24 protein-coding genes and 1 pseudogene are annotated in these 25609 nt (G+C 62.1%); 9 read left to right on the top strand and 16 right to left on the bottom strand.

The window, feature by feature from the left end; all coding sequences use genetic code 11:
- Window positions 1-528: 528 nt before the first annotated feature.
- Window positions 529-1596, bottom strand: a complete 1068-nt coding sequence (locus tag H0Z09_RS10955) for an NAD(P)-dependent alcohol dehydrogenase (protein WP_186690429.1) — start codon at window positions 1594-1596, stop codon at window positions 529-531.
- 148 nt (window positions 1597-1744) lie between these two features.
- Between H0Z09_RS10955 and H0Z09_RS10950 the strand changes: the two genes are divergently transcribed.
- The 3 genes from H0Z09_RS10950 to H0Z09_RS10940 all read left to right on the top strand — a co-directional run bounded on the left by H0Z09_RS10950 (window position 1745) and on the right by H0Z09_RS10940 (window position 4936).
- Window positions 1745-2641 (top strand): glyoxalase, encoded by an 897-nt coding sequence (locus H0Z09_RS10950; RefSeq protein ID WP_186690427.1) that lies wholly within the window; start codon window positions 1745-1747, stop codon window positions 2639-2641.
- Complete coding sequence (locus tag H0Z09_RS10945; protein ID WP_186690425.1) at window positions 2638-4029, top strand: alginate export family protein; 1392 nt, start codon at window positions 2638-2640, stop codon at window positions 4027-4029. The genes H0Z09_RS10950 and H0Z09_RS10945 overlap by 4 nt, the downstream gene beginning before the upstream one ends.
- 88 nt (window positions 4030-4117) lie before the next feature.
- Window positions 4118-4936, top strand: a complete 819-nt coding sequence (locus H0Z09_RS10940; protein WP_186690423.1) for an alpha/beta hydrolase — start codon at window positions 4118-4120, stop codon at window positions 4934-4936.
- A gap of 55 nt (window positions 4937-4991) precedes the next feature.
- On the opposite strand, the gene H0Z09_RS10935 is transcribed toward H0Z09_RS10940, so the two are convergent.
- Both H0Z09_RS10935 and H0Z09_RS10930 read right to left on the bottom strand, forming a co-directional pair.
- The gene (locus H0Z09_RS10935; protein ID WP_186690421.1) at window positions 4992-5378 is read right to left on the bottom strand and encodes a DoxX family protein; all 387 of its coding nucleotides are present in this window, start codon (window positions 5376-5378) and stop codon (window positions 4992-4994) included.
- A gap of 77 nt (window positions 5379-5455) precedes the next feature.
- Window positions 5456-6331: a LysR family transcriptional regulator gene (locus H0Z09_RS10930; RefSeq protein ID WP_186690419.1), complete on the bottom strand. Its 876-nt coding sequence runs from the start codon at window positions 6329-6331 to the stop codon at window positions 5456-5458.
- Window positions 6332-6442: 111 nt separating this feature from the next.
- Here H0Z09_RS10930 and H0Z09_RS10925 point away from each other — a divergent pair, with 111 nt between their 5' ends.
- Together H0Z09_RS10925 and H0Z09_RS10920 are read left to right on the top strand one after the other, a co-directional pair.
- Window positions 6443-7675: a YbfB/YjiJ family MFS transporter gene (locus H0Z09_RS10925; RefSeq protein ID WP_186690417.1), complete on the top strand. Its 1233-nt coding sequence runs from the start codon at window positions 6443-6445 to the stop codon at window positions 7673-7675.
- Entirely contained in the window at window positions 7672-8670 is a 999-nt protein-coding gene (locus tag H0Z09_RS10920; RefSeq protein ID WP_186690415.1) for an NAD(P)H-quinone oxidoreductase, read from the top strand. Before H0Z09_RS10925 ends, H0Z09_RS10920 begins: the two co-directional genes overlap by 4 nt.
- Before the next feature lie 140 nt (window positions 8671-8810).
- Here H0Z09_RS10920 and H0Z09_RS10915 read toward each other — a convergent pair whose 3' ends face one another.
- The 3 genes from H0Z09_RS10915 to H0Z09_RS10905 all read right to left on the bottom strand — a co-directional run bounded on the left by H0Z09_RS10915 (window position 8811) and on the right by H0Z09_RS10905 (window position 11322).
- Window positions 8811-9938 (bottom strand): alkene reductase, encoded by a 1128-nt coding sequence (locus H0Z09_RS10915; protein ID WP_186690413.1) that lies wholly within the window; start codon window positions 9936-9938, stop codon window positions 8811-8813.
- An 80-nt stretch (window positions 9939-10018) separates the two neighbouring features.
- Window positions 10019-10696 (bottom strand): type 1 glutamine amidotransferase domain-containing protein, encoded by a 678-nt coding sequence (locus H0Z09_RS10910; protein ID WP_186690411.1) that lies wholly within the window; start codon window positions 10694-10696, stop codon window positions 10019-10021.
- A complete protein-coding gene (locus H0Z09_RS10905; protein WP_186690409.1) occupies window positions 10693-11322 on the bottom strand; it encodes a TetR/AcrR family transcriptional regulator in 630 nt (209 codons plus the stop codon). Before H0Z09_RS10905 ends, H0Z09_RS10910 begins: the two co-directional genes overlap by 4 nt.
- Before the next feature lie 173 nt (window positions 11323-11495).
- Between H0Z09_RS10905 and H0Z09_RS10900 the strand changes: the two genes are divergently transcribed.
- On the top strand, window positions 11496-12440 hold the full coding sequence (locus H0Z09_RS10900) for a GlxA family transcriptional regulator (RefSeq protein ID WP_186690407.1): 945 nt from the start codon (window positions 11496-11498) through the stop codon (window positions 12438-12440).
- Here H0Z09_RS10900 and H0Z09_RS10895 read toward each other — a convergent pair.
- From H0Z09_RS10895 to H0Z09_RS10875, 5 genes and pseudogenes are all read right to left on the bottom strand, one after another.
- On the bottom strand, window positions 12418-12924 hold the full coding sequence (locus H0Z09_RS10895) for a GNAT family N-acetyltransferase (protein WP_076954314.1): 507 nt from the start codon (window positions 12922-12924) through the stop codon (window positions 12418-12420). The two genes, H0Z09_RS10900 and H0Z09_RS10895, sit on opposite strands and share 23 nt — an antisense overlap.
- 102 nt (window positions 12925-13026) lie before the next feature.
- Window positions 13027-13839 (bottom strand): annotated as a pseudogene (locus tag H0Z09_RS10890) (sugar phosphate isomerase/epimerase); the annotation flags it as partial.
- Window position 13840: 1 nt separating this feature from the next.
- Entirely contained in the window at window positions 13841-15055 is a 1215-nt protein-coding gene (locus H0Z09_RS10885) for an FAD-dependent oxidoreductase (protein WP_186690405.1), read from the bottom strand.
- Entirely contained in the window at window positions 15052-15378 is a 327-nt protein-coding gene (locus tag H0Z09_RS10880) for a MocE family 2Fe-2S type ferredoxin (RefSeq protein ID WP_076954317.1), read from the bottom strand. Before H0Z09_RS10880 ends, H0Z09_RS10885 begins: the two co-directional genes overlap by 4 nt.
- A gap of 33 nt (window positions 15379-15411) precedes the next feature.
- Window positions 15412-16506 (bottom strand): fatty acid desaturase family protein, encoded by a 1095-nt coding sequence (locus H0Z09_RS10875; protein ID WP_186690403.1) that lies wholly within the window; start codon window positions 16504-16506, stop codon window positions 15412-15414.
- Between the two features lie 163 nt (window positions 16507-16669).
- Here H0Z09_RS10875 and H0Z09_RS10870 point away from each other — a divergent pair, with 163 nt between their 5' ends.
- On the top strand, window positions 16670-17713 hold the full coding sequence (locus H0Z09_RS10870; protein WP_186690401.1) for a LacI family DNA-binding transcriptional regulator: 1044 nt from the start codon (window positions 16670-16672) through the stop codon (window positions 17711-17713).
- On the opposite strand, the gene rtcA is transcribed toward H0Z09_RS10870, so the two are convergent.
- Entirely contained in the window at window positions 17710-18735 is a 1026-nt protein-coding gene (gene rtcA, locus H0Z09_RS10865) for an RNA 3'-terminal phosphate cyclase (RefSeq protein ID WP_186690394.1), read from the bottom strand. The two genes, H0Z09_RS10870 and rtcA, sit on opposite strands and share 4 nt — an antisense overlap.
- A gap of 50 nt (window positions 18736-18785) precedes the next feature.
- On the bottom strand, window positions 18786-20012 hold the full coding sequence (locus H0Z09_RS10860; RefSeq protein WP_186690392.1) for an RtcB family protein: 1227 nt from the start codon (window positions 20010-20012) through the stop codon (window positions 18786-18788).
- A 212-nt stretch (window positions 20013-20224) separates the two neighbouring features.
- Between H0Z09_RS10860 and rtcR the strand changes: the two genes are divergently transcribed.
- Window positions 20225-21805, top strand: a complete 1581-nt coding sequence (gene rtcR, locus H0Z09_RS10855; protein ID WP_186690390.1) for an RNA repair transcriptional activator RtcR — start codon at window positions 20225-20227, stop codon at window positions 21803-21805.
- A gap of 63 nt (window positions 21806-21868) precedes the next feature.
- Here the strand turns inward: rtcR and H0Z09_RS10850 are convergent, their stop codons facing one another.
- The 3 genes from H0Z09_RS10850 to H0Z09_RS10840 are packed head-to-tail and all read right to left on the bottom strand — an operon-like array spanning window position 21869 to window position 24641.
- Entirely contained in the window at window positions 21869-22795 is a 927-nt protein-coding gene (locus H0Z09_RS10850) for a LysR family transcriptional regulator (protein ID WP_186690388.1), read from the bottom strand.
- The gene (locus tag H0Z09_RS10845; protein WP_186690386.1) at window positions 22795-23643 is read right to left on the bottom strand and encodes an EamA family transporter; all 849 of its coding nucleotides are present in this window, start codon (window positions 23641-23643) and stop codon (window positions 22795-22797) included. The genes H0Z09_RS10850 and H0Z09_RS10845 overlap by 1 nt, the downstream gene beginning before the upstream one ends.
- A 50-nt stretch (window positions 23644-23693) precedes the next feature.
- The gene (locus H0Z09_RS10840) at window positions 23694-24641 is read right to left on the bottom strand and encodes a TauD/TfdA family dioxygenase (RefSeq protein ID WP_186690383.1); all 948 of its coding nucleotides are present in this window, start codon (window positions 24639-24641) and stop codon (window positions 23694-23696) included.
- A 465-nt stretch (window positions 24642-25106) separates the two neighbouring features.
- Here H0Z09_RS10840 and H0Z09_RS10835 point away from each other — a divergent pair, with 465 nt between their 5' ends.
- Window positions 25107-25415 (top strand): hypothetical protein, encoded by a 309-nt coding sequence (locus H0Z09_RS10835; protein WP_186690375.1) that lies wholly within the window; start codon window positions 25107-25109, stop codon window positions 25413-25415.
- The last annotated feature ends 194 nt before the right edge of the window (window positions 25416-25609 follow it).

Here is a 25609-nt window from a genome sequence, read left to right as displayed (position 1 = left end):
GCTAGACCGCAAATCCAACCCACACAGCCGAGCCCCTGTGGGAGCTCTCGAGCTTTAGCGAGGCAGCGATAGCGGAGTGTCAGGCGAAAAATGCCAGCAATGCCGCCGCCTTCGCAGCCTCGCCGGGGCTCGACAGCTCCCACAGTTGAGTTGCGGTGCTGCCGAAAATGGCGCCAGTCGCTACATCGCAAATCCAGCGTACACAGCCGTTCCCCTGTGGGAGCTGTCGAGCTTTAGCGAGGCAGCGAAAGCGGAGTGTCAGGCGATGAAAATGCCAGCAATGCCGCCGCCTTCGCAGCCTCGCTGGGGCTCGACAGCTCCCACAGTTGAGTTGCGGTGCTGCCGAAAATGGCGTCAGCCGCTAAACCGCAAATCCCACCCACACAGCCGATCCCCTGTGGGAGCTATCGAGCTTTAGCGAGGCTGCGAAAGCGGTGGGTCAGGCGATGAACATGCCAGCATGTACCGCCGCCTTCACAGCCTCGCTGGGGCTCGACAGCTCCTCATAGGGCAGTGCCGCTCATGCGATCACGCGGCGTGGCTTTCCTTTTTCAAACTGTCCATATCAATCACAAACCGGTACTTCACATCACCCTTGAGCATGCGCTCATACGCTTCGTTGATGCCCTGGATATCGATCATCTCAATATCCGAAACAATCCCGTGTCTGGCACAGAAATCGAGCATGTCCTGGGTCTCCTGGATACCGCCGATCAACGAACCCGCCAGGCTGCGGCGTTTGAAGATCAGGTTGAATACCGTTGGCGACGGGTGCGGGCTGTCGGGTGCGCCGACCAGGGTCATGGTGCCGTCGCGCTTGAGCAGGTTGAGGAAGGCGTCGAGGTCGTGCGGCGCGGCGACGGTGTTGAGGATAAAGTCCAGGCTGTTGGCGACCTTGGCCATTTCGTCCGGGTTCTTCGACACCACCACTTGATCAGCGCCCAGGCGCAGGCCGTCTTCGCGCTTGTTGGGTGAGGTGGTGAACAACGTGACATGGGCGCCCATGGCATGGGCAATTTTCACCGCCATATGGCCGAGACCACCGAGGCCGACCACACCGACTTTCTTGCCGGGGCCCACCTTCCAGTGATGCAGCGGCGAATAGGTGGTGATGCCCGCGCACAGCAGCGGCGCCACGGCGGCCAGGTTGGCGTCGTCGTGGGAGATGCGCAGTACGAACTTCTCCTTGACCACGATGCTGTCGGAGTAGCCGCCGAAGGTGTTTTCACCGCCGAACACCGGACCGTTGTAGGTGCCGGTAAAGCCGTTCTCGCAGTATTGCTCTTCGCCTTCGGCGCAGGACGCACACTGTTGGCAGCTGTCGACCATACAGCCCACGCCGGCCAAATCACCGACCTTGAACTTGCTGACATTGCTGCCTACCGCCGTGACGCGACCGACGATCTCGTGGCCGGGCACGCTGGGATACAGGGTGTTGTTCCACTCGTTACGCGCGGTGTGCAGGTCGGAGTGACAGACGCCGCAATAGAGAATATCGATCTGTACGTCGTCCGCCCCCGGCGCGCGGCGCTCGAAGGTGAAAGGCTTGAGGGAATCCTTGGCGTTCTGGGCGGCGTAGCTGTAAGTCTTGGCCATTTCGTTCACCTGTGAAATCGGATACTGGAAGTCAGATGACCGGCCTGGACGCTGAATCGTTCAATCAAGCACGCCTGTACAATTCGCCCCGCTGGCGCATCCCTAAGCTCACGGCTTTCGATCCTAGGCATAGCGCTGGAGAGTAAGCATGTGTAAACGCGTGATTAAGGTTTCCCTGGCCCTGACCTTGCTGGCCGGGCAGATCATGGGCAGCGCATTCGCCGCAACACCCGCGGTGGCCGTGGCGCCGCAATACGACACCAGCCACGTCTACGTCGCGCCGGCCGATGTCGACCGCTTTGCCCAGAGTTTCCTGGCGACCTTTGGTGGCAAAAGCACCGCCCAAGTGGTGGTGAATGTGCTGCCGGTACCGAGCAGCACCACCTCGCAATTGCTGCAGACCCCGGCCGGCACGGTGTCGCTGTTTGGTTTCAGCACGCCGATCCCACACCCGTTCGGCCAGGAGCGCAATGGCTATCTGGTCAAGGACATGGACGTCGCGCTCAAGGCCGCCCGTGAAAACGGTGCGGCGGTGATCGTCAGCGACTTCCCCGACCCGATCGGGCGTGATGCGGTGGTGCAGTGGCCGGGCGGTGTGAACATGCAGCTTTACTGGCACACCAAGACCCCGGATTACGCCGCGTTCCAGACCGTGCCGGAAAATCGCGTGTACCTCAGCGCAGACCGCGCCGACGCCTTTATCAAAGCCTTTATGGGCTTCTCCCACGGCAAAGTCCTGGCCGATGACAAGCACGCCCCTGGCGTCGACATCGGCCAAGCCGGCGGCAGCTATCGCCGTGTCGACATCGAGTCGCCGTTCGGGCGCATGGCGGTGCTGGTCACCAACGGTCAACTGCCCTACCCGTTCGGCCACGAGACCACCGGTTACCAAGTGGCTGACCTGACGGCCACCCTGGGCAAGGCCACCGGCTCCGGCGCCAAAGTGCTGGTGCCCGCCTTCGACAGCAAAGGCCGGCGCAGCGCGTTGGTCGAGTTCCCGGGCGGCTACGTCGCGGAAATTCATCAGCTCAACGCGGCAAAATGAAGCGTCGCGCAGGCTTGAGCCTGGCCGTGCTGTGGCCGCTGCTCGCCGGCAGCGTTCACGCCGACGAGCAAGCGACACGCCCGGCGATCAAGGCCAACCGTTGGCAGGAAGACTGGTCGGTGCTGCAAAACCCGGCGCTGCGCACGCAACCGTTGGACAACTTGAAATACATCCCGCTGTCGGGTGCCGACCCGTTCAGCTATCTGTCCCTGGGCGCGACGTTGCGCGAGCGCTTCGAGATGAACGATGCCAGTGGTTTCGGCGTACGCGACGTGAAGCGCGATCGCTACCTGATCCAGCGTTTCCAGGTGCATGCCGACCTGCACCTGAACCAGAACTGGCGGGTGTTCACCCAACTCGAAGACGTGCGCGCCTACGACAAAACCACGATTGGCGGCGCCGACCAGAACCGCGTCGACCTGCGCCTGGCCTTTGCCGAGTACGTCAATGCCTTCAGCAGCGGCACGCTGAAGGCACGCGTCGGGCGCCAGGATTTCGCCTTCGACCTGCAGCGCTTCATCTCATCGCGGGACGGCCCGAATGTGCGGCAATCCTTCGATGCGCTGTGGGCCGACTGGGAGACCTCCAACTGGCGCTTCATCGGCATTACCAGCCAGCCGGTGCAGTATCAGGACGAACGGCACTTCGACGACAAGTCCAACAGCGACGCGCGCTTTCACCTGGTGCGGGTCGAGCGCCTGGTGGGCGGCAAGAACGAACTGTCGGCCTACTACGGCGTGTATGAGCGCAGCGCCGCGCACTACCTGGACGCGGACGGCGACGAGACCCGCCACCTGTTCGACGCACGCCTGGGCGGCGCGGCCAGGGGTTTTGACTGGGACATCGAAGCGATGCTGCAAAGGGGTTCGGTGGGCAGCAAGGACATTCGCGCCTGGGCCGGCGGCAGTCGTACCGGCTACACCTTCGACAGCCTGGCCTGGAAACCGCGCGTGGGCCTGCAACTGGACATCGCCTCGGGTGACCGTAAGGCAGGAGATGGCAGCGTCGGCACGTTCAACCCGCTGTTCCCCAACGGCTACTACTTTTCCCTGGCGGGCTACACCGGCTACAGCAACCTGATTCACGTCAAGCCGTCGATCACCGTCAAGCCGATCGATAAGCTCAGCGTGCAAACCGCCATCGGCTTGCTCTGGCGCCAGACCACCGAGGATGCCGTGTACACCCAGCCCAACCTGCCAGTGGCCGCAACGGCGGGCCAGGGTGATCGCTGGACCGGTGCCTACGCGCAACTGCGCACCGACTATGTGTTCAGCCCCAACCTCACCGGCGCTGTCGAAGCCGTGCACTACGACGTCGGCCAGACCCTGCGCGACGCCGGTGGTGGTGACAGCAATTACCTGGGGGTCGAGCTTAAATTCAGTTGGTGACCCCAACCAAGCACACCCATACAAGCCCGGCGTACGCTTTACACCAATAGTGACGCTGAGTTTTTCCCCGCTACCCAAGGAGTTTTCCATGAGCACATTTGTTGCCAAAGACGGTACCCAGATCTACTTCAAGGACTGGGGCAGCGGTAAGCCCGTACTGTTCAGCCACGGCTGGCCGCTGGATGCCGACATGTGGGAATACCAGATGGAATACCTGAGCAGCCGCGGCTTTCGCACCATTGCGTTCGACCGTCGTGGTTTCGGCCGCTCGGACCAGCCGTGGACCGGTAACGATTACGACACCTTCGCCGACGACATCGCGCAGTTGATCGAACACCTGGACCTCAAGGACGTCACCCTGGTGGGCTTCTCCATGGGCGGCGGCGACGTGGCCCGCTACATCGCCCGCCATGGCAGCGCGCGCGTGGCCGGCCTGGTGCTGCTGGGCGCAGTGACGCCGCTGTTCGGGCAGAAACCGGACTACCCGCAAGGCGTGCCGACAGAAGTGTTCGACGGCATCAAGGCCGGGCTGTTGAAGGACCGTGCGCAGTTCATTGCTGACTTCAACACACCGTTCTTCGGCATCAACAAGGGCCAGACAGTCTCCGAAGGCGTGCTGACGCAAACCCTGCAGATCGCGATGCTGGCGTCGCTCAAGTCGACGGTGGATTGCGTCACCGCCTTCTCCGAGACCGACTTCCGCCCGGACATGGCCACAATCGACGTCCCGACCCTGGTCATTCACGGTGACGGCGACCAGATCGTACCGTTCGAGACCACCGGCAAAGCGGCGGCCGCTTCAATCAAGGGCGCCGAGCTGAAAGTCTACAAGGATGCGCCGCATGGCTTCGCCGTGACCCATGCCCAGGCCCTGAATGAAGACCTGCTGGCATTCCTCAACCGCTGAAAACCCTGCACCACCCTCTCCTTATTTCGGCCGGGCTTGCCCGGCCTTTTTTTGTTCAGGAGAAACGCCGACTGAGGACAAGGCGCCCGGGCCCGGCAATTAAGACGCTGGTGAAAATGATCAACAGGAGCCAGCCGAATTGCCCTTCGAGCAACGACCACTGCGGATGCACCACCAGCATGGCGATCAACAACACCGCCAGGATCGGCAAGCATGCCAGTCGCACCAGCACCCCGGCAATGATCAGCAGCGGGCACAGCACTTCGGCGAATATCGCCAGCAACAACGTGACGTGGGCGCCCAGGTGGAACGGGTCCTCGATCAGTTTCAGCTGCTCGCTGTAGTCCAGTAATTTGGGCAATCCATGGACCCACAGCAGGAACAGCGCCCCGCTGCCCCGCAAAAACAACAGCCCCAGGTCCTGACTTCTTGATTCGTTCATAGGTGCTCTCGGTTGGTTGACACACACCCCGATTGTGTCGACAGCGCTCCACGCACGCTTGCAAGCCTGTGCTGACCTCACTCCTGGGTGCAGGCAAACGCTGCGACGATTTCATCGATCACCACCCGCACCCGCGCGGTGTGGCGCAGGTCGGCGTGGGTCACCAGCCACACGTCATACGGCAGCGGCCGGGTGCGTTCCGGCCACAGACGCACCAGCCCGTCGCGTTCACCGGTGTACACCGGGATTTCCCCGACGCCAATGCCGGCGGCGATGGCACGGCGCACCAGCAGGCTGGAACTCAAGGCCGCGACAATGCGCCCGCGGCCCACGGGCTCGCATGCCAGCGCCAGGTCTTTGTGGCTTTGCAGGTAGGGCTGGTAGACCACCAGGTCGTGGCCCTCGAACAGGCTGCCAGGTTCGGGCACGCCGTGACGGTCGATGTAGCGCTGTGCGGCAAACAGCCCCACCGGCCAGCGGGCGATGCGTCGGGCAATCAGGTCGGGGTTGTCCGGACGCTGGTTGCGCACCGCGATGTCGGCCTCGCGCTTGGCCAGGCTGAGGATCTGGGTGGAGGCGTCCAGTTGCACGCGCACGTCAGGGTGCTTGTCGTGCAGGTGGGCAATGGCCGGTATCAGGAAATCGATCGCCAGGGAGTCGGTGGTGCTGACCCGTACGGTGCCGGTCAGGCGGTCGTCCAGGCCCTGGATCTGGCGCTCCAGGTCGAGGGCTGAGCGCTCCATCTTTTCCACCGAGAGCAAGGCGGCTTCGCCTAAGGCGGTGAGCGCGTAGCCCTCGGAAGTGCGCAGGAACAATGTGGCATCCAGGGATTTTTCCAAGGCGTTGATCCGTCGGCCTACCGTGGCCTGATCCACCCCCAGCACCCGCGCGGCGCCACGCAGCGTGGATTCACGGCACACCGCCAGGAACATCCGCGCATCGTCCCAATTCATAAGTTTCCCCAGTGCTGCATATATGCATCATCGTGACGCTAAATCGCAGCATTATTGCATCAACCAACATGGCTATGCTGGGCACCAGAGAAAAATTTCAGGACAGCCCCCATGTTCGACACCCCCGCTCCATCCCGCAGCGCCGTCTGGCTGCCCATCTTCGCCGGCCTGTGCGCCAGTCTGGTCAGCATTGGTCTGGCACGGTTCGCCTACACGCCGTTGATTCCGTCCTTGATCCAGGCCCAGTGGTTTTCGGCCAGTGACGTGGTCTACCTCGGTGCCGCCAACCTGGTGGGTTACCTGATCGGCGCGCTGATCGGACGACCCATTGCCCAGCGCACCTCTAACAGAACCGCGCTGCGCATCATGATGGTGGCGGTGACCCTGGCGTTCTTCGCTTGTGGCTTCCCACTGTCGGTGGTGTGGTTTTTCGCCTGGCGCCTGCTGTCGGGGATTGCCGGGGGCGCGATCATGGTGCTGGTGGCCGCCACCGTGCTGCCCCATGTTCCGGCGGCACGCCGGGGCCTGGCCAGCGGCGCGATCTTCCTCGGCATCGGCCTGGGCATCGCCGGCTCCGGCACGCTGGTGCCGCCACTGTTGAGCCTGGGCTTGCAGCAGACCTGGGTTGGCCTGGGCCTGTTGGCGCTGGTATTGACGGCTGCCAGTTGGTTTGCCTGGCCCGACGGCACACCTCATCAGGCACCGGCACCTGCGCACATTTCAGCGCGCACGCCCTCCGGCGTGTACCTGCTGTTTGCTCAATACGCCTTCATGGCGGCGGGCCTGGTGCCGGCGATGGTATTCCTGGTGGACTACGTGGCCCGTGGCCTGGGCGATGGCGCGCACATCGGCGCAATGATCTGGGTGATGTACGGCCTGGGCGCGATTGTGGGGCCGGTGACCTACGGCTTTCTTGCGGATAGACTCGGCGCCCGCCAGAGTATCCGTTGGGTGCTGATGGTGCAGGCGATAGCGCTCGGCCTGTTGCCGTTCGCCGGCTCGTTTATCGCGTTGGCGGTGCTGGCGGTGATTCTCGGTTCCTTCCCGCCGGGCATCGTGCCCCTGGCGCTGGCGCGGGTGCATGAACTGCTGCCCGACCATCACCAGCAACAGGTGGCGTGGAGCCGCGCCACCGTCTCCTTTGCCACGTTCCAGGCACTGTCCGGGTTCGCCTACTCGGTGCTGTTCAACAACAGCGGCGGCCAGCACGCGTTGCTGTTCATGATCGCGGCAGGCGCCATCGTGGTCGCCCTGGCCCTGGAATGGGGCATGATTGCGCTGAACCGCCGGCCGCTCGACACGGTCCCAACCCATACGCTCATCGCTGCAGGTAATCTGAAATGACGCTTCCACAAGAAATGACCCAGATCGAAATCACCACCCCCGGCGGCCCCGAAGTGCTGCAACCGCGCCGGGCCGACGTGCCGGTGGCGGGCCCCGGCGAAATCCTGATCCGCGTGCATGCCGCCGGGGTCAACCGCCCTGACGCCTTGCAACGCGCCGGCAAGTACCCGATGAAACCCGGCATGAGCCCGCTTCCAGGCCTGGAAGTGGCCGGTGAAGTGGTGGCGCTGGGCGATGGCGTGAGCGAATACGCTATCGGCGACAAAGTCTGCGCCCTGACCAATGGCGGCGGCTACGCGCAATTTTGCAGCGTGCCGGCCGGCCAGGCCCTGCCGATCCCCGAGGGCATGGACTGGATCCAGGCCGCCGCCGTGCCGGAAACCTTCTTCACCGTATGGGCCAACCTGTTCGGCCTCGGCGGTGCGCACACCGGCCAACGCGTATTGATCCACGGCGGCACCAGCGGCATCGGTACGACCGCCTTGATGCTGTGCCGCGAGTTCGGCATCCAGGCCTTCGCCACCGCCGGCAGTGCCGACAAGTGCGCGGCGATTGCCGGGTTGGGTGCCGAGCCGATCAACTACCGTGAGCAGGACTTTGCCGAGGTCATCGCCCAGAAAACCGATGACAAAGGCGTGGATGTGATCTTGGATATCATGGGAGCCTCCTACCTGAACAACAACCTCAAGGCTCTGGGCATGGACGGCCACTTGGTGATGATCGGTTTCCTCGGTGGCGGCAAAGCCAATGATGTGGACCTGCTGAGCATCCTGGGCAAACGTGCCGTGATCACCGGCTCACTGCTGCGCGCGCGCACCAGGGAAGAAAAAGCCTCGATTGCCGACCAACTGCGCGAGTACGTGTGGCCGGTACTGACAGCCGGGCGCTGCCTGCCGATCATCGACAAAGTGTACGAATACACCGACGCCGCCCAGGCCCATGCACGGATGGAGGGTGGCGATCATATCGGCAAGATTGTGTTGCGGGTCAGTTGATCCGAAGGCGATACAAATCAAATGTGGGAGCGGGCTTGCTCGCGAATATGGTGTGTCAGACCCGAATGAGTTGACTGACACGCCGCTTTCGCGAGCAAGCCCGCTCCCACATTGACCGGCTTTGCTTTCAGGATCTGTTTCTACTGCTCGGCGTATCTCGGGTAATCGGTATAGCCCTCTATACCGCCCCCATACATCCCTTCCGTGCGCAGCGGGTTCAACGGCCAACCGTTGAAAATCCGCTGTGGCAGATCCGGGTTGGCAATGAACGGCCGCCCGAACGCGATCAAGTCCGCCAGCCCTGCTTCTACCAGCTGAGCGCCGCGCTCGGCGGTGTAGCGGCCAGCGTAGATGACCCGCCCACTGAAGGTCTCGCGCACCGCGCGGCGAAACGATTCGGGCAGCACCGGGGCGTTATCCCAGTCGGCTTCGGCGATGGACACATAGGCGATGCCGGACGCTTGCAGCACCTTGATCGCTTCGATGTAGGTGTGGTGCGGGTCTTCTTCCACCAGGCCGATGTACACCCGGTCCTGGTCGGTGCCACTGAACAACGGTGAAAACCGCACCCCCAGACGCTCCGGCCCGACGACGGCCGTCACGGCTTCAACGATCTCGCGCAGGAAACGCAGGCGGTTCTCCAGGGAGCCGCCATATTGATCATCGCGCTGGTTGGCGTGGGCCGAGATGAACTGGTTGACCAGATAACCGTTCGCCGAGTGGATTTCTACCCCATCAAACCCCGCATCCAGCGCATTGCGTGCCGCCTGTGCGTAGTGCTCGATCAATTCCTCGATCTCGAGGACGCTCAGTGCACGCGGCACTGGCGGCTGCTTCAGCTCACCCGCACCCGGCGCGGTTTCGATAAAGGCCTTGGCCTGCAGCGCCTGGATCGCAGAGGGTGCAACCGGCGCAGCGCCGTCAGGCTGCAGGGCGTTATGCGACACCCGGCCGACGTGCCACAGTTGGGCAAAGATCACTCCGCCTTCGGCATGCACCGCGTCGGTGACTTTGCGCCAGCCGTCGATCTGTGCCGGGCTGTAGATGCCCGGCGTCCACGCATAACCCTGGCCACGCGGTTCAATCTGCGTGCCCTCACTGACCATGAAACCGGCACTGGCACGCTGGCGGTAATACTCGGCCATCAGGTCGGTGGCGATATCGCCGGGCTGGGCGCTGCGCTGGCGCGTCAACGGCGGCAGCACGATACGGTTGTCGAGTGTGTGGTGACCCAGTTTTACCGGGGTGCTTAAAATAGGGTTTGTCATCTAAGGTTTTCCAAATGGCGGACGCGCTGAAGCATTGGCGACTTATGCAAGTCGCCAATGAATCAAGCGGTTTGATTAACTTACGCGGTGAGTTTCAGCAGGGCTTTAGCCACATCGCTGGAACTGCCAGGGTTTTGCCCGGTGACCAGCAAACCATCGGTTATCACAAAGGATTGCCAGTCAGCCCCCTTCTCATAGTGGCCGCCGAGTTGCTTGAACTCATCTTCAATCAGGAATGGCACCACGTCGGTCAGCTCCACCGCGGCCTCTTCCGAATTGGAGAAACCGGTGACCCGACGGCCCTTGACCAGCGGCTCGCCATTGACCGCCTTGACGTGACGCAGGGCGCCCGGTGCGTGGCAGACAAAGCCGATCGGTTTGCCGGCACGCTCGAAGGACTCGATCAGCGCGATCGAGACGGGCGATTCCGCCAGGTCCCACAGCGGGCCATGGCCGCCTGGGTAGAACACGGTGTCGAAGTCATCGGCGTTGACGCTCTCCAGCTTCAGCGTGGTGGCCAGGGCCTGCTGCGCGGCCGGGTCGGCGGCGAAACGGTGGGTCTGTTCGGTCTGGAAGTCCGGCTGGTCGCTCACCGGGTCCAGCGGCGGCTGGCCGCCGGCCGGGGAAGCCAGCACCACGTCGGCGCCGGCGTCCTTGAACGCGTAATAGGGTGCGGCAAACTCTTCGAGCCAAAAGCCGGTCTTGCGCCCGGTATCGCCGAGCTGGTCGTGAGAGGTCAGTACCATTAATACTTTCATTTTCCAGTGCCTCGATAGGTGGGAGTGTCGGTGTGGTCAGGCTGGCCCAACAACTGTCGGGTCAACCGCAGCGCCTCGTCGAAAGGCGCCGATGTACGGGTGATCTTGCTCATGACGCTGGTCCCCAACCACAACGCATACAGGCGCTGGGCCAGGTTCTCGGGGTGTTGCGCAAGCGTTATCGAGCCGTCTTCGATGCCCGCCTGCAAGGCCTTGGCGAGCAACCCGATGGTGCGTGCGGTGCCGCGCTGCAGGGCCAGGCGCATCGGCTCTGACAGGTCTGACACCTCGGCACCCAGTTTGACGGCAAGGCATTTGCCCGCGTCGGTGCAGCCGGTCTGGTTGTCGATCCAGCAGTCCCAATAGCGCATCAACTTGGCGTGCTGGGTTAAACCAGGCTGGTCGAACAGTTGCTGCATGCCGTGCACATAGCTGTCGAAGTAGTGGTCGAGCAGCACAACGCCGAACGCATCCTTGGAGCTGAAGTAGTGGTAAAACGAACCCTTGGGCACGTCGGCGGCTTGCAGTATTTCGTTCAGGCCCACTGCGGAGAATCCCTTGCGCCCGACAATCAACTGCGCCGTGTCCAGAATGGCCTGCCGTGCACTTTTAGTTTCGCTGTTCATGCTTCACCCCGTCCGATTAGACCAGTCGTCTAGTTCGTTGAGGGGATGTTAGGAGCCGGGCAAAATTCGCACAATGTCAGATGCGCAAGGATTCCGGACATGACGCGAAGGCAGTTGCCGTTTAACCGGTACGCGCCGACAATCGCCTCTCCCGCGCCCCTTGGAGAATGACGATGCACAGCGTTGCGCTGATGGTTTACCCGAACTTCCAATCCCTGAGCCTCAGCCTGGGTTCGGTGTTCGAGTGCGCGAACCTGCTGCGCGGCGAGCCGGCCTATGAGTTTCACCTGGTCTCGGAGAGCGGCGGCGCGGTGATGACCTCCCAGGGATTTTCGGTGAATACCACACCGATCCGGCCCGAGGGTTACGACACACTGATTGTCAGTGGTTACCTGGAATTTCGCCTGCCGGAAGCCAACCTGCTGGAGCTGGTCAAGGCCGCGTCCGCGCAATCGCGACGGGTTGCCTCGCTGTGCATGGGTATTTTCGTGCTGGCCGAGGCCGGCCTGCTGGAAGGCAAGCGCACCACCACCCACTGGATTCACGCACCGGCGTTTCGCAAGCGCTACCCGCACATACGCCTGGAAGAAGACAAGCTGTTCATCGTCGACGGCCAGGTGTGGACCGGCGCCGGCATGAGCGCCGGCGTGGACCTGGCGTTGGCCATGGTGGAAAACGACCTGGGCGGCGACCTCGCCCGGCGCATTGCGCGCAAGCTGGTGATCGCCCAACGCCGCGGCAGTGAACAGTCGCAGTTGTCGGCGCTGCTGGAGCTGGACCCCAAGTCAGACCGCGTGCAACTGGCCCTGGCCTACGCCCGCGAGAACCTGACCCACGATCTCTCGGTGGAGGCCCTGGCCGATGTCGCCCGGCTCAGCCCGCGCCAGTTCAGCCGGGTGTTCCGCGAAGAAACCGGACAAACGCCGGCCAAGGCCATCGAATCCCTGCGGGTGGAGGCCGCCCGGTCGATGATGGAAACCAGTCGCCACCCGGTCGAGGTGGTCGCCCGCGAAACCGGGTTTGGCGACCGCGAGCGCATGCGCCAAGCGTTTCTGCGCGCCTTCGGGCAACCGCCACAGGCGATGCAGCAGGCGTTTAATGCAGCGACACCCGCGTAATCAGGTAACTCACCAGTTGCGGCTCGTCCCCCAGCTCAAGCGTCTGCACCGGGCGCGGCAGGTTATCCAGCACCGTGCGCCAGAATGCCTGGGACACTTCATCCTGGTCATAAAAGCGCACCAGCCAATCGGCCTCGCCGCTGCACAGCACCTGGCTGGCGATGGCACGGCCGATGCCTTTGCGCCGATAACGCTTGAGGATGAACAGGTCCGCCAGTTCCAGCGCGTCGATGCCCGGCAGTTCGCTGCCCTCGATCAGCAGGAAACCGGCGATATAGCCGTCGACCAACAGCAGGTTGGCACTCCATTGCGGGTCCTGCCAATAACGGTCCAGGTGCTCATCATGGATGTAGAAACGGCCGTCCGCCTCGACATCTTCCTGCTCCCAGTCCGAAGACTCATAGGCGTAATACTGGTAGAGATTGCGGATCAGCTCGGCGGCTTCAGGGCCGGTCTGGATCAATTCGACAGTGGTTTCAGGCATGGGACCCTCAGTGGAAAAACGCAGGGCGCCATTGTTCACAAATCGTGGGGACAGTCCAGTACAGCGGTCAACCTTTTGCTGGCTGTAGTGAGCGGGCAATGTCTGGCAGCTTTGCCACACATGCCGAATCAACGTCTGCATCTTCAACGCTTCGGCCCAGCGGTCGCTGATTTCTCGGCCATCCGCGCCGGTGATCGCATAGGGCGGCGGGCCCAGTTCGCAGGTGAACGACAGGCTCTGCGGCGTCTCGGGCCGGGCCAGCCAGTCTTCGATTCCGTAGCGCCACCACTCGGTGAAGCGCTGCACCCAGGCTTGATGCTGCGCAAAGTCCAGCGACACCTGGACCTGTTCGCTGCTGGCCACGCGGCCATGGAAACCCCAGCTGTGGCGCAGGATGGTGCGGATCTGCTCATCGTCTTCAGCCGCGCCAGGCTCCGGCAGTTCGCGGCCGACCACGTAATGGGAGAGGTCGGCCAACAGTTTCAAGTCGGGCATCTGGGCCAGCAGGTCGAGGGTGAACAGCAGGTCGTTGGTGAGCCGGTAGCGATGGGTTTCAAGCAGGACCGGAAAATCCACCTGTTCAGCCAGGCGTTGCCAGCCCTCCACCAGCCGCGCGGCTTCGGCCTGGGTGCGCGGGCGCACGTCGGCTTGCAGCGTGAGGTGGTGGCAGCCATAGCGGCTGATCACTTCCAGCGCGGCCGCCAAGTCATCCACCGATTGCGGAAACAACTGGCCCTCGATCTGCAAGCCCCTGGCCGAGGCGGCGGCATGCAAGCGCGCCACCTCGGCGGGTTGCCAGTAGTGGTCGGTGATGCCATCAAAACCGGCGGCCTTGATACGGTCGAGTTGAGCCTCCAGAGAGCCGGGTTCGGTCTGCATGGCCCACAAGGATTGGAACACTAGAAATTGACGCATATCAGCCTCGCAGCAGGTGTTTGAGGGACAGCTCGGGGTTGGCCAGGCTGGTGGTATCGAGTGGCAGACGCGCGCTGATCAGGCGTTCGCAGAGCTTGATGTCCTTGGCCACGCTGTTGCCCCGCGCCCAACCGCAGGCGCCTTGCAAATGGTGATCGGCATCCAGGTAGAACAGCAACAGGCCGCCGTCGGGCAAGGTGCGGCTGACCGTCAAGGGTGTGATCAAGCCCACGGTCTGCAACCCCCAGTCGTATTGATCGGACCAGAAACCGGGGAGCGCCTCGAACGGTGCTTCACGCCCCAGCAGGCCCAGCGCCGCATGCCGGCCCTGGGCTTCGGCGTTGCGCCAGGTTTCCTGGCGCTGGTAGAGGCCGCCGAGGCGAAACTCGCACACGTCGCCGGCGGCATAAATGTCGGGCGCGCTGGTGCGCAACTGCGCATCCACGCGAATGCCCTGCCCCACGTCCAGCCCGGCCGCCGTGGCCAGCTCGACATTGGGCTGCATGCCGATGCCCACCACCACCCGATCGCAGGGCAGCCGCTGCCCGTCCGCCAGCAGCACAGCGTCGGCCTGGATGGATTCCAACGTCACGTTCAAACGTACGTCGACCCCATGCTGACGATGCAACTCCAACAGCGCCTGGGAGATAACCGGCGGCAATACCCTGCCCGCCAAGCGCGGCCCGGCTTCGAGCACCGTCACATCACAGCCCAGGCCACGTGCGGTGGCGGCCACTTCCAGGCCGATAAAGCCACCGCCCACCACCACCAGCCGCGTGCCGGGTTGCAATGCACTGCGCAACGCCAGCGCTTCATCATGGGTGCGCAGGTAAAGCACGTGGGCCTGCTCCTGGGGCAACCGGCGCGCTCTGCCCCCGGTGGCCAACAACAGGCCGGCGTACGGCAGCCACTGCCCGTCATTGAGTTGCAGGCGATGGTGTTGCGGGTCCAAGTGAGTGACCGGGTTGCCGGCAATGTGCTCGATGCCCAGCTCGGCCAGCCGCACGCTGTCGCACAAGCTGCATCCAGCCAGGTCCGCCGTGCCCTGCAACACGCCTTTGGACAGCGGTGGCCGCTCGTAGGGCAAGTGCGGTTCATCGCCAATCAGGATCAGCCGCCCGGCGTAGCCTTCTTCGCGCAGCGTCAGCGCCGCACGGCCTCCGGCATGCCCGGCGCCGACGATGATCAGGGCGTGGCTTGCAAGTGCTTCGCTCATGATCCGGCCGTGACAGCGAGCAACACCCGCCCCGCTTCGACCCGCACCGGGTAGGTCTTGAGGTTGACGCACACCGGCGCGCCCATGGCCTGGCCGTTGCGGTAATCGAAGCGCCCGTTGTGCTTGGGGCACTCGATGATGTGGTCCATCACCAAGCCGTCGGCCAGGTGGACGTTCTCGTGGGTGCACAGGCCAGCGGTGGCGAAGAACTGGTTGTCCGCCGAGCGATACACCGCATAAGTGTGCGCCCCGTGGTCGAAGCGCAGCACGTCTTCTTCGTCTATTTCGCCCACGGCGCAGACATCGATCCATTGATCGTTCATGGCGTTTTCTCTTGTTATTTTATGGGGTGGGATTCAGCCGGCAGCGGCTTCTGCCCGCACTGCGGTGTTGGCGGCCGATTCAGCGCGCGTGCGGATCGGCCGCTGGATGAAATGGCTGGGGTCGCGGCGCTGTTTCCAGATGGTCGGCAGGATTTCCTTGTACGCCTCGAACAGGTTGGCGTACGGCGGCGGGCAATCGTCGCGGATTTCTTCGTGCAGTTGCGCCAGGGCGTGGTACGGCACCATCGGGTACATGTGGTGTTCGAGGTGGTAGTTCATGTTCATGTAGAGAAAGCGCAGCACCCGGTTCATGTAGATGGTGCGGCAGTTGCTGCGGTGGTCGAGCACGTCTTCGGCCAGGCCGACATGCTGGGTCAGGCCGAACAGGTAACCCAGCCAGGCACCGTAGACGCTCGGCAAGCCGATCAGCATCAGCGGCAGCCAGCTGTGCAGGTACAGGGCGGTGCCGATGACCAGGGCATAGAGGCCGACCCAGACGCGCGCCGCGCGGAACACTTTGGGCCACTCGGATTCGGGGATGAAGTCCGCCTCCTGGGCGCTCATCCGGCCGACAGCATGGCGCGCGACGCCGCTGAACGTCTTCCAGGCCAGGGGCAGGTTGAACAGGCTGAGGAACATCATCAGCAAACTCGGCGGGCGCGGCTCGACGATCTCCGGGTCTCGCCCGACGACGATGGTGTCGGTGTGATGGCGGGCATGGCTCCAGCGCCAGACATGGGGTTCGAAGATGCACATGAAGCTGGCGACCTGATACAGCACGTCGTTCATCCAGCGGGTCTTGAACGCCGTGCCATGGCCGGTTTCGTGCCAGCGCGGGTTGGACGCGGTGCCGTACAACACGCCATAGGCCACGAAGAACGGCACGCAGGCCCAAGTGCCCCAGAACCAGTAGCCGCCAAAACCGCTGGCGAACAGCGCGACGACCCACAGGGCGGTGTCGAGCAAGGCCGGGGCGTCGCGGCGTTGCATCAGTTCTTTCATGCGTTTGCGCGGGATGGGCGACTGGTACCACTGGGCCGAGACCAGGCCTTTATCGAAGGCGCGGGCGGCTTCGGGGCCCGTGAGGCTGTAGTCGCGCCGGGCGGTGTGAGCGGTGTATTTAGACATTGTTATTGTTCTCCGCAAGCGGGGTGATTTCTTGTGCTGTACGAAACAGACGATAGAGAACGGCTTATTCGCCTTCAAGGCCTTGAATCCATTCCCTATCAAGCTATCATCCAGGCCCAGCGGGGCTTGATAGTTTTCTATCAAGACGCTCAAAGGGCTTGTCATGAACAACAAAAAGCGCCCAACCATCGCCACCGTCGCCGCCCATGCCGGGCTCAGTGTGGCCACCGTCGACCGCGTATTGAATGCGCGTGCGCCGGTCAATCCGCAGACCGCCGAACAGGTGGTCCAGGCCGCCGAGGCTGTGGGCTATTTTGCGGCGCGGTTGATCGGCCAGCGCATCCGCGAGCGCCGGCCGACCTATCGCTTCGGCATCCTCTTGCTGGCCACCGCCCAGGCCTTCTACGCCGGCCTGGCGCAGGCGATCAGCGAGGCCGCCGAGCAGCACGCCGGCGCCAACCTGAGCTGCGAGTTCGAATACATCACCGATCGCACCCCCGCCGCCATCGTCGCGCAAATTGAACACCTGGCCGTGAAGTGCGACGGGCTCGCGGTGGTCAGCTTCGCCCATCCACTGATCAACGCCTGCCTGGCACAGATCCGCACGGCCGGCGTGCCGGTGGTGGCCTTGCTCTCGGACATTCACGAACGCGCCGATGAACCCTACGTAGGCCAGGACAACCATGTGGTCGGCCGCACCATGGGCTGGCTGCTCGCACGCACCTGTGGCGCAAGCAAAGGCAGCGTGGGAATCCTGCTCGGCGGCCATCGTTTTCTCGGCCACCATGCGCGGGTCGAAGGCTTGCACGGCTACCTGGCGGAACACGCGCCCGGGCTCAAGCCGCTGGAGCCGTTGATCAACCTGGATAACTGCGACATCACCGAAGAGGCCACCCTCGACCTGATCAGCCGCCACCGCGACCTGCGCGGACTGTGCGTGGTGGGCGGCGGCGGTGACGGCATCATCAGCGCCCTGGCGCAGTTGCCCAAGCGCCCGGCGCTGTGTTGCATCCTGCAGGAGTCGACCGAGCTGTCGCGCCAGGCGTTGAGCCGGGGCCTGGTGGATGTGGTGATCGATTCGCAACCGGTACGCACCGCCACGGCGCTGGTGGCGTTGATGGTGGAGCTGCAGAGCGCCGAAGCATTCGACCCGGCCCGGCATCGGGTGTACATACCGCCGCACATCGTGACTTCGGAGAACCTCTAGCGGGCGCGGCACTCGATCAGCAAGCCGCCCTCTTCGCGCACGTGGCTGTCGATCACCACGGGCAGGAAGCGTTGGATCACGCGCATATTGCTGTGCAGATGCTCACTCATGCGCGACGTGGTGAAACGACCGCCACCGGCCAATGCCATCGGCAACAGCAATTGGTCGGCCAGGTGCTCGCCCACCGCCGTGTCGGCGCCTTGCCACGCCACGGCCTGGTCGATCGCCTGGTCGGCCACGGTTTCGGCGCGCAGGTTGGCCAGGCCGAAGGCGCTGAACACTTCAGTGACATGGGCGTGGACGTATTCCAGCATCAGCACATTGCCAGGACCTTGAAGGGGGTCAATCTCGACCGGCAGGCACTGTGCGGCGTCGAATGGCAAACGCTGGCGCACGCGCTTGAATTGGCGCTCGCTGACCTGGGCCGGCAACCCGGCGTTAAGCGTTATCGCACGGGATTCGAGCAGGTTGCCGCGCTGCACCAGCTGCAACGGCGACAGCACGCTGGGCTGGATAAACGCCTCCAACTCACCGCCACCGGCGGGCACAAAGCCATAACGGTTCAGATTCAATTCGATCCGCGCGCCCATGCCTCGCAACAGCGGCAGCCAGGCGCGCTGCAGGAAATCTACGGGCGGCGCCAGCGGGTTATGGGTGCCACCGCAAATCGTCACGCGACTGGCGGTGGGTGCGCGCAGTAACGCAGGCAGCACGGTCTGCAACACCAGGGTGCAACTGCCGGCCGTACCAATGGCGAAGCGGTAGTCATCGCCTTGAATCGGCCCTGGCGCGAACACCAACGCCTGCGAGCCCAATTGCGCACCGTGCACCTTGGCCCCGCAGACCTGTGCCGCTGCCAGCACGGCGGTCAGGTGCTGGCGCATCAAGCCCGGCCGACTGCGCCTGGCGCGAATATTTTTGATACTCAAGGTCCGGCCGGTCACCATCGACAGGCTCAAGCCGCTGCGCAATACCTGGCCACCGCCGATGGCGCCGTCGAGTTCAATCACGTCCTGTTGCATAGTCATCCTTAAGCGAGTGGCGTTGTTCTTTGTTCATCCTCTGGCCCCTTTTATCCTTTGACGCACACCACTTGACGCAAGGTGTGCAGCACTTGCACAAGCTCGCGCTGGGCGTGCATGACCTGGTCGATGTCCTTGTAGGCCATCGGGATTTCATCGATCACATCGGCGTCCTTGCGGCATTCCACGTGGGCGGTGGCGCGGATCTGATCGGCCACGGTGAAGGTGTTCTTCGCCTTGGTGCGGCTCATGGTGCGGCCGGCGCCGTGGCTGCAGGAGCAGAACGATTCTTCGTTGCCCAGGCCGCGCACGATGAAGCTTTTGGCGCCCATGGAGCCCGGAATAATCCCCAGTTCACCCTTCTTCGCCGACACCGCGCCTTTACGCGTGACCAGGATGTCTTCGCCGAAGTGATGCTCTTTCTGCACATAGTTGTGATGGCAGTTCACCGCTTCCAGCGCCACTTCGAACGGTTTGCCGAGCACCTGGCGCGTGGCCCGGACCACCGCGCGCATCATCAACTCGCGGTTCTGCCGGGCAAAATCCTGGGCCCAACCCACCGCTTGCACGTAGTCATCGAAGTGCTGGCTGCCTTCTTCGAAATACGCCAGGTCGCGGTCCGGCAGGTTCGCCAGGTGCTGGCGCATATCCGCCTGGGCCAACTGTATAAACAGGTTGCCGATGGCGTTGCCCACGCCACGCGAACCGCTGTGCAACATGAACCAGACGCGGTTGGCTTCATCCAGGCACACCTCGACAAAGTGGTTGCCGGTCCCCAGGGTGCCCAGGTGCTGGCGGTGGTTGCTGCGCTCCAGTTGCGGGTACTTGTCGGTGATCGCCTTGAAGCGCGGATGCAGCGCCGCCCATACCTGATCGGCCTGGGCCGGCACATCTTCCCAGGCGCCCTTGTCACGGCCTTTACGGCTGCGCGTGCGGCCATGGGGCACGGCGGCTTCGATGGCGCAACGCAGGGCGTGGAGGTTGTCGGGCAAGTCGCCGGCGGTGAGCGTGGTGCGCGCGGCGATCATCCCGCAGCCGATGTCCACGCCCACCGCCGCCGGGATGATCGCGCCCACGGTGGGGATGACGCTGCCGATGGTCGAGCCCTTGCCCGGGTGCACGTCCGGCATCACCGCCAGGTGCTTGAAGATGAACGGCATCTTAGCGGTGTTCATCAGTTGCTGGCGGGCCTCGGGCTCCACGGGCACGCCCTCGGTCCAGAGCTTGATCGGCTTGCCGTTGGCGACTTCCAGCAGTTGGTAGGTGGTGTCTTGCATGATCTCGATTCTTTTTTGAATGCCGGCACTGCGGCGTTGGTGAGGGTATAGCAGCGGGCGTGCCAGGTTTGCTTCTACTTTGCCGAAATAATTTAACCGACTGTTTTACAAGTAATTTCCAAGAAGATAAGGCGAAATTACTTGAAACCTCATGACAAACCCATCCGGAAATTCCTATCCTTTCATATCGCCTCTTATATTTTGGTCCAGTCATGAAACACAAGCGAACGGTCGCCATCGGGTTTATCGGGTCCAAGCTGGATCGCGTCGGCAAGGCCGCCAACCGCTGGAATCACTGGCGCCCCAGCGTTGGCCTGTGCCAGCAAGACAACCTGCAGATCGATCGCCTGGAACTGATCCACGATATCGACACCCGCGACGTCACCCTAGCCGAGCGGGTGCGCGCCGACATCCAGCAAATCTCGCCGACCACCGAGGTGCGGCTGCACCCGATGCCGCTGAGCAACCCCTGGGATTTCGAAGAGGTCTACGGCGCGCTGCATGACTTCACCAGTGCCTACGCTTTCGACACCGAACGCGAGGACTACCTGGTCCACATCACCACCGGCACCCACGTGGCGCAGATCTGCTGGTTCCTGCTCACCGAGGCGCGCACCCTGCCCGCCCGCCTGATCCAGACCGCGCCCAGCCGCCGCCCCGACGACACCGCGCCGGCCACCGGTACCCACACCCTGATCGACCTTGACCTGTCGCGCTACGACCGCATCGCCTCGCGCTTCGCCCATCAGCGCCTGGAAGGCCTGGCGTTTCTGAAGTCGGGGATCGCCACGCGCAACAGCGCCTTCAATGCCAGCATCGAGCAGATCGAGCGCGTGGCCGTGCGCTCCACGGCGCCGATGCTGCTGATCGGCCCCACCGGCGCGGGTAAATCCTTCCTCGCCCGGCGCATCTACGAACTCAAGCGCAGCCGCCATCAATTGCAAGGCCGCTTCGTGGAAGTCAACTGCGCCACCCTGCGCGGCGATGGCGCGATGTCGGCGCTGTTCGGGCACATCAAGGGCGCCTTCACCGGCGCGCAAAACGCCCGGGACGGGCTGCTGCGCGCGGCGGATGGCGGCATGCTGTTCCTTGATGAAATCGGCGAGCTGGGCGCGGATGAACAGGCGATGCTGCTCAAGGCCATCGAAGAAAAACGCTTCTACCCCATGGGCGCCGACCGCGAAGTGGCCAGCGACTTCCTGATCATCGCCGGCACCCACCGCGACCTGCGCGAGCGAGTGGCCCAGGGGCTGTTTCGCGAAGACCTGTATGCACGGGTCAACCTGTGGACCTTTGAACTGCCGGGCCTGGCGGGCCGGCGCGAAGACATCGAACCCAATATCGATTTCGAGCTGGAGCGCCACGCCCGCGAAAACGGCCGCCGCGTGCGCTTCAACCTGCAGGCGCGGCGCCGTTACCTGGCGTTTGCCTGCTCCAGCGAAGCGGCGTGGCTGGGCAATTTTCGTGAACTGTCCGCCTCCATCACACGCATGGCGACCCTGGCCGACAGCGGGCGTATCGACGAAGCCCAGGTCGACGCCGAGATCCAGCGCCTGCGATATGCCTGGGGGCTGTCGGAACCCGATGCACTGCTGCCCGCCGACCTGGACCTGTTCGACCGCTTGCAACTCAAGGCGGTGCTCGACGTGTGCCGCCAATCGGACAGCCTCTCCGACGCCGGCCGCCGGCTGTTCGGTGTGTCACGCCAGGCCAAGGCGCAGCCCAATGACGCGGATCGGTTGCGCAAATACCTGGCGCGGTTTTCGATTGAGTGGAAGCAGTTGAAGCCCTAGCGAAGACGGCCACCTGAAGGTCAAGCCAATGAGGTACTGAGCTGTTTCGAAATCGGAAATAAATCAGTGGACTTGGTAAAAAGTCACCTCGCGCACAAACACTTGCGCCTGGGCTTTGAGCCACTCGAACAGTCGGGCGATATCGGGCTCTGACTGGCGTCCATTTCGGCAAATGATGTAGTACGCAGCGGGCGACATCATCACAGGAGCGTTCAGCGCCAGCAAGGTGCCGTCTTTCAAAGCGTCATAGACCAATGCCGTCCGGCCCAGCGCGATCCCGCCACCTTTGACCGCAAGACTGATAGCCAGGCCAGAGTCCGGAAAGCGTGGCCCGTGGTGATACGGCGGCGGTGCCAGCCCCTGGAACGCAAACCAGCTTTCCCAGCTTGGACACACGTGATCATCGACCCGATGAATCAGCGGATAACGTGCAATATCCGCCAATGCAATATCGCCATTCACCTTTTGAAAATCCGGCGAGTACACGGGGAACACCGCATCGTGCATCAACAATTCTGCGTAATGATCGGGGTAGTCGCCGTCCCCCATCACGATCGCCACATCGAATTGATGAGCCCCTGGATTGGTTCGACTTATATCTGCACTGGTCAGCACCAGCTCGAGATTGAACGAGGCCTCGGTATGAGACCCATGCATTCTGGGAATCAGCCAGGTGGAACAAAGAGAAGACGTGCATGAAAGATAAAGCGGCCGGGATTTGCTCGGGTTCAGCGAATGCAACACCGCCTCAAGCTCCTGGAAAAAACCATCGACCACCGGGAGCAAAGCCCGCCCTGCAGCCGTGAGTTTAACGCCCCGTGAATGGCGCTCGAATAACTGCACACCCCACCATTCCTCCAGGCCTGCGATTTGATGGCTGATAGCACTGGCGGTAAGGTTCAACTCCGAAGCAGCGCGGGCGAAACTTCCCGTTTGCGCCGCGCTGATGAAGGCCTGAAGCATGGGAGTGGGTGGCGGACGTCGGGCCATCAGGTGCTCACTTTGATCAGGATGATTCCACAAACGATAACGAAGGCTGAAAGCATTCGCCGCCAGCCGAAGCGCTCATGGAAGAACAGCGCAGCGATAATGGCGCCGATAATAACACTGGTTTCCCGCAGTGCTGAGACCTTGGCAACCGCATCCAGAGACAGCGCAAACAACACCAGACCGTAGGAAGCCAAGTAAAAAACGCCGCCCATCACGCCCACGCGCCATTGGCCGTAAACAGCTTGCGCCAGTGCCGGTCGCTGCTTGAAAAAAGCCAGCACGGGAATCGGAATACTCTGGAATATCGTCAAATAAATGATGTATTGCAACACCGTCTCACTGGCTCTGACGCCTATGGCATCCACCACCGTGTAGGACGCGATAAACGCACCCGCACACACCGCCATCAGAATTGGCTTGAACATCTGCGCAGTCATCCTGCGCACAAATGTCAGGCTGATGATGCCAGCACAGATCAGCAGTACTCCCGCCATTGCCTGGGATGACAATTGTTCATGGAGCACAAAGCAGGAAACTAGCGCGACCAATACCGGCGGCACACCGCGCATCACCGGGTAGACCTGACCGAAATCGCCGGTCTCGTAGGCTTTGATCAAAAACAATCGGTAGATCGTATTGAGTACGACGGACACCAGCACATAGCCCCACACCTGCGGTCTCGGCACATTGACAAGTGGCAACGCCGCCAGGCAGATGAGTAACGCAGTGCCATCGACCATAGCCAACGTGATGAAGCGGCTGCTGCCAGCGCGGACAACAGCATTCCAGGTGGCGTGCATGAAGGCGGAGATCAAGACAAGGGTGATTGCGATGTCGGAGTTGTCCATGGGGCTCGGCTTTTAGGTGTTAGAGGTCGCTGGTTATATGCGGCAGGCCATCATTTTTTGCGCAGCCACATTCGCAGCATGTATCGATTCAGATCATTCAAAGGCGTCGCATCATTGATCTCTGCATGCGGGGTATTTATATCGATGAAGTGTGTCCGGGTATGGAGAAACTTGTTATCCGCTGAAATAAGAACCTGCCCAGGCTCAAGCAATACTCGATGCTGCACCGATGATTGATCAAGGACCGTATCTAAAAAATCCAATGCTTGAGTTTGCGCCAACGTCAACGGCACACGTGCTTTAAGGTGAGCCGATTCAATGTAGACCCGAAAGTACCTGATTAAAGGAACGCCTTCGTCGGAAAAGCTCAGGATGGGCGCTTTAAACAGCTGTTCTTCTTCTGACATACCTCGATTTTCAAAATAGAAATCGCATTTAAGTTCTTCCAATACTTCTGGAAACGCCATCAGCTCTGCGTATACAGCGCTCGCATCAATCAGAATGCTCTCGCCCCCCAATCGAGCCTTCTGCCCACATGCCAGGATTAGATAGTCGATAGGAAGCGGGTCGCTCACCCCATCGTTGTGTGCGTAAGCACCCTGACGGGTTTGATGGTATCTCGCCCCCTCCTCAATGCTCATACCCCCTCGGTCATACACTTCAATCACTTTATGGCCAAGATGATTCTGCACCATCGGCGCACCCAGCAAGGAGCCAAATGTCCATACCAGTGATTTGAAACCTGCAAGGTCATCCGTCTTGAACCCTTCAAGGATCAGTACATAGCTTTCATGATCTATCGTGTTCCGTATATGACGTAGTTCCGAACTGAGAGCCTGCGAGTGAAGTGGATCAATGTAGGCAGATGTTGCATCGAATCGATGAGTTTGTGCATCCAACTCAAACTTGGCCTTAGCGCTCTGCAGCTCATTGAACGCTGCTTTTGATAGCCTGACTTTAGATACTTCCTGGCGAAAATGACTGACGTTAATGCTCATCGCTATCTCATGATAAAGGTGGTTGAAGCCAATATTTAACTAACCTCACACACCCTGAAAAAGCGAAACATCCTCAGTGCTACCATCAAAATCCGTCATGGCAGACCGCTCCTACAGATAGATCCTCTTATATGTTCATTAGTGGCATCTGGACATGGTTTGTAAAAGGCCAGCAAGGCGTGTCGCTTTTAATTGCAGGACGTTTCCTAGACAATCCTCGCCGCCTTGTGCCTGCTGGAATCGGTGGCTAGTCTGCGGTCCGTCACTGCTCATCAGTGATCGGGTTTAGTCGCCCGGATTCTGAACAGGCGCATGCTCCCATGAAGCTCTATGGTGGCTGTGCGCAGGGCGCCCTCGGGCGCGCCGGGTTCCTGTTCTGACCGGTCGACTAACCTGCGTACAGCCGCCACCTTCGTTTAGTCGCGAAAAGTGTCGTCTCCTTGATATTCAGACAGGAACTGCACCATGAACAAAGTCCTACCCGACCCACCCCGCGATCCCGCCAAAGACCGCGCCGCCTTCAACCGCGCCATCGATCACTACCTGCCCACCCAAGGCTTTCATTCAGTCAACGAAGACCTGAGCTTCGAAGATGCCCTGCTCTACACCGCCAGCTTGCTCGACAGTGCTTCGGCGACCGCGCTGGATTGCGGCGAGGCGCTGGACAATCCCCAGCGGGCGAAAATTCTGGCGGTGTGGCATTTGCTGGAGATTGCCAGGACCACGGTGGATCGCTCCATCGAGTGCCTGAAGCCCATGAAAGCAACTACCTAAACGCGGTCAACGGTGGGAGCTGGCTTGCCTGCGATAGCGCAGGGTCAGCCAACTGATCGAGCACAGATACATCGCAATCGCAGCATAGGTATCTACACAACGTTCAAAGGCTGAAAAATCACCTTGTAGTGAGCGGGCTCGTCCCGCGCTGGGTGCCGAAGCCGCCCCAATAAAGGCATCGCCGAACTAGAGGT

The organism is Pseudomonas sp. SWRI18, assembly GCF_014268345.1.
GTDB lineage: Bacteria > Pseudomonadota > Gammaproteobacteria > Pseudomonadales > Pseudomonadaceae > Aquipseudomonas > Aquipseudomonas cedrina.
The sequence above is the reverse complement of the archived record's forward strand: the minus strand, read 5'-3'. Positions and strand labels throughout refer to the sequence as shown.

Bases quoted from the DNA above. Each gene is read 5' to 3' on its own strand.
- H0Z09_RS10955 (WP_186690429.1), bottom strand. From the start codon at position 1,596: ATGGCCAAGACTTACAGCTACGCCGCCCAGAACGCCAAGGATTCCCTC.
- H0Z09_RS10950 (WP_186690427.1), top strand. From the start codon at position 1,745: ATGTGTAAACGCGTGATTAAGGTTTCCCTGGCCCTGACCTTGCTGGCC.
- H0Z09_RS10945 (WP_186690425.1), top strand. From the start codon at position 2,638: ATGAAGCGTCGCGCAGGCTTGAGCCTGGCCGTGCTGTGGCCGCTGCTC.
- H0Z09_RS10940 (WP_186690423.1), top strand. From the start codon at position 4,118: ATGAGCACATTTGTTGCCAAAGACGGTACCCAGATCTACTTCAAGGAC.
- H0Z09_RS10935 (WP_186690421.1), bottom strand. From the start codon at position 5,378: ATGAACGAATCAAGAAGTCAGGACCTGGGGCTGTTGTTTTTGCGGGGC.
- H0Z09_RS10930 (WP_186690419.1), bottom strand. From the start codon at position 6,331: ATGAATTGGGACGATGCGCGGATGTTCCTGGCGGTGTGCCGTGAATCC.
- H0Z09_RS10925 (WP_186690417.1), top strand. From the start codon at position 6,443: ATGTTCGACACCCCCGCTCCATCCCGCAGCGCCGTCTGGCTGCCCATC.
- H0Z09_RS10920 (WP_186690415.1), top strand. From the start codon at position 7,672: ATGACGCTTCCACAAGAAATGACCCAGATCGAAATCACCACCCCCGGC.
- H0Z09_RS10915 (WP_186690413.1), bottom strand. From the start codon at position 9,938: ATGACAAACCCTATTTTAAGCACCCCGGTAAAACTGGGTCACCACACA.
- H0Z09_RS10910 (WP_186690411.1), bottom strand. From the start codon at position 10,696: ATGAAAGTATTAATGGTACTGACCTCTCACGACCAGCTCGGCGATACC.
- H0Z09_RS10905 (WP_186690409.1), bottom strand. From the start codon at position 11,322: ATGAACAGCGAAACTAAAAGTGCACGGCAGGCCATTCTGGACACGGCG.
- H0Z09_RS10900 (WP_186690407.1), top strand. From the start codon at position 11,496: ATGCACAGCGTTGCGCTGATGGTTTACCCGAACTTCCAATCCCTGAGC.
- H0Z09_RS10895 (WP_076954314.1), bottom strand. From the start codon at position 12,924: ATGCCTGAAACCACTGTCGAATTGATCCAGACCGGCCCTGAAGCCGCC.
- H0Z09_RS10885 (WP_186690405.1), bottom strand. From the start codon at position 15,055: ATGAGCGAAGCACTTGCAAGCCACGCCCTGATCATCGTCGGCGCCGGG.
- H0Z09_RS10880 (WP_076954317.1), bottom strand. From the start codon at position 15,378: ATGAACGATCAATGGATCGATGTCTGCGCCGTGGGCGAAATAGACGAA.
- H0Z09_RS10875 (WP_186690403.1), bottom strand. From the start codon at position 16,506: ATGTCTAAATACACCGCTCACACCGCCCGGCGCGACTACAGCCTCACG.
- H0Z09_RS10870 (WP_186690401.1), top strand. From the start codon at position 16,670: ATGAACAACAAAAAGCGCCCAACCATCGCCACCGTCGCCGCCCATGCC.
- rtcA (WP_186690394.1), bottom strand. From the start codon at position 18,735: ATGCAACAGGACGTGATTGAACTCGACGGCGCCATCGGCGGTGGCCAG.
- H0Z09_RS10860 (WP_186690392.1), bottom strand. From the start codon at position 20,012: ATGCAAGACACCACCTACCAACTGCTGGAAGTCGCCAACGGCAAGCCG.
- rtcR (WP_186690390.1), top strand. From the start codon at position 20,225: ATGAAACACAAGCGAACGGTCGCCATCGGGTTTATCGGGTCCAAGCTG.
- H0Z09_RS10850 (WP_186690388.1), bottom strand. From the start codon at position 22,795: ATGGCCCGACGTCCGCCACCCACTCCCATGCTTCAGGCCTTCATCAGC.
- H0Z09_RS10845 (WP_186690386.1), bottom strand. From the start codon at position 23,643: ATGGACAACTCCGACATCGCAATCACCCTTGTCTTGATCTCCGCCTTC.
- H0Z09_RS10840 (WP_186690383.1), bottom strand. From the start codon at position 24,641: ATGAGCATTAACGTCAGTCATTTTCGCCAGGAAGTATCTAAAGTCAGG.
- H0Z09_RS10835 (WP_186690375.1), top strand. From the start codon at position 25,107: ATGAACAAAGTCCTACCCGACCCACCCCGCGATCCCGCCAAAGACCGC.